General features: G+C 62.2%; 2 protein-coding genes. Both read left to right on the top strand.

What is annotated here, in order from left to right:
- Positions 1-187: 187 nt before the first annotated feature.
- Complete coding sequence (locus DU29_RS0126825) at positions 188-1,555, top strand: NAD(P)-dependent oxidoreductase (RefSeq protein ID WP_028624477.1); 1,368 nt, start codon at positions 188-190, stop codon at positions 1,553-1,555.
- On the top strand, positions 1,556-2,323 hold a 768-nt coding region (gene preA, locus DU29_RS0126820; RefSeq protein ID WP_028624476.1), incomplete at its 3' end, for an NAD-dependent dihydropyrimidine dehydrogenase subunit PreA. It lies immediately after the preceding gene.

Here is a 2,323-nt window from a genome sequence, read left to right as displayed (position 1 = left end):
CGAGGGAGCTTGCTCCCGCTGGACTGCGTAGCAGGCCTAAAACCAGGCAACTCGGTGTATCAGCACGAGCGAGTGAATAGAGTTGGGCCTGCTGCGCAGTCCAGCGGGAGCAAGCTCCCGCGCCACAAGAGAACGATCAATCACTGCCCACAAGAGGCAGCACCTCAACAACCCTGAGGCCCACACCGTGATCAAAACCCTGAACCATCTACCGCACCCGCACGAAAATGCGGCCGCTCTCGCCAGCCATTTCAGCGATCTGGCGCCGCCGCTCAACGCACGCCAGGCGCACCTGGAAGCCTCACGTTGTCTCTACTGCTACGACGCACCTTGCGTGAATGCCTGTCCCAGCGACATCGACATTCCGTCCTTCATCCGCAATATCCATCAGGACAACGTCCAGGGCGCGGCGCAGAAAATTCTCTCGGCGAACATCCTTGGCGGCAGCTGCGCGCGGGTGTGCCCGACAGAAATCCTCTGCCAGCAAGCCTGTGTGCGCAACAACGCGCAGGAATGCGCGCCGGTCTTGATCGGCTTGCTGCAGCGCTACGCGGTCGACAACGCACACTTCAAGGCCCACCCCTTCCAGCGCGCGGCCGCTACCGGCAAACGCATCGCCGTGGTGGGTGCCGGTCCGGCCGGTTTGTCCTGCGCTCATCGCAGCGCCATGCACGGGCATGAGGTGGTGATTTTCGAAGCTCGGGAGAAGGCCGGCGGACTGAATGAATACGGGATCGCCAAATACAAACTGGTCGACGATTACGCGCAGAAGGAACTCGATTTCCTCCTGCAGATCGGCGGGATCGAAATCCGTCATGGGCACAAACTCGGGGAAAACCTGACCCTCAGCGAATTGCATCAGCAATTTGATGCCGTGTTCCTCGGTCTCGGCCTGGCCGCCAGCAAACAGCTGGGGCTTGCCTGCGAAGAGGCACCGGGCCTGCTCGCCGCCACCGACTACATCCGCGAATTGCGCCAGGCCGACGATCTAACGCAACTGCCGCTGGCCGACCGTTGCATCGTGCTCGGCGCTGGCAACACCGCCATCGACATGGCCGTGCAAATGGCGCGTCTCGGTGCCCGCGACGTCAATCTCGTCTACCGCCGCGGTGTCGAGGACATGGGCGCGACCGGTCACGAACAGGACATCGCCAAAGCCAATCAGGTGCGGTTGCTGACGTGGGCGCAACCGCAAGACGTGCTGCTCGACGACAGCGGCCACGTGCGCGGCATGCGCTTCGCTCGGACAACGCTGGTGGAAGGCCGCCTGCTAACAACAGGAGAAACCTTCGAACTGGCCGCTGACGCTATCTTCAAAGCCATCGGCCAGGCCTTCGATTCAAGTGCCCTCGCCGACCCGCTGGCTCGTGAGCTCAGACGCATCGGCGAGCGCATTGAAGTGGACGCCAACCTGCGCACCAGTATTCCCGGGGTGTACGCCGGCGGCGACTGCACCAGTCTCGATCAAGACCTGACCGTGCAAGCCGTACAGCACGGCAAACTCGCCGCCGAGGCGATCAACGCGCAACTGATGCTTAACGTGGAGGCTGCGTAAATGGCCGATCTGTCGATTGTTTTCGCTGGCATCAAATCACCCAATCCGTTCTGGCTGGCCTCCGCGCCGCCGACCGACAAGGCCTATAACGTGGTTCGCGCATTCGAGGCCGGCTGGGGCGGCGTCGTGTGGAAAACCCTCGGGGAAGATCCGGCGGCGGTCAACGTGTCCTCGCGCTACTCCGCACACTTCGGCGCCAATCGCGAAGTGCTGGGTTTCAACAACATTGAATTGATCACTGACCGCTCGCTGGAGATCAACCTGCGGGAGATCACTCAGGTCAAAAAGGACTGGCCGGATCGCGCGGTGATCGTTTCGCTGATGGTGCCGTGCGTTGAAGAATCGTGGAAATACATTCTGCCGCTGGTGGAAGCCACTGGCGCCGATGGCATCGAATTGAATTTTGGTTGCCCGCACGGCATGCCGGAACGCGGCATGGGCGCGGCCGTCGGCCAGGTGCCCGAGTATGTCGAGCAGGTCACGCGGTGGTGCAAGACGCACTGCTCGCTACCCGTGATCGTCAAGCTCACGCCGAACATCACCGACATCCGTGTCGCGGCCCGCGCAGCGCATCGTGGCGGTGCGGACGCGGTGTCGTTGATCAACACGATCAACTCGATTACCAGCGTCAACCTGGAGCGCATGGTCGCCTACCCTACCGTCGGCAGCCAAAGCACTCACGGCGGTTATTGCGGCTCGGCGGTCAAGCCGATCGCGCTGAACATGGTCGCCGAAATTGCTCGTGACCCACAGACTCACGGCCTGCCG

Origin of the sequence: Pseudomonas sp. Ant30-3 (assembly GCF_000690905.1) — a bacterium.
GTDB lineage: Bacteria > Pseudomonadota > Gammaproteobacteria > Pseudomonadales > Pseudomonadaceae > Aquipseudomonas.
This window is presented reverse-complemented; position numbering and strand designations above follow the sequence as displayed.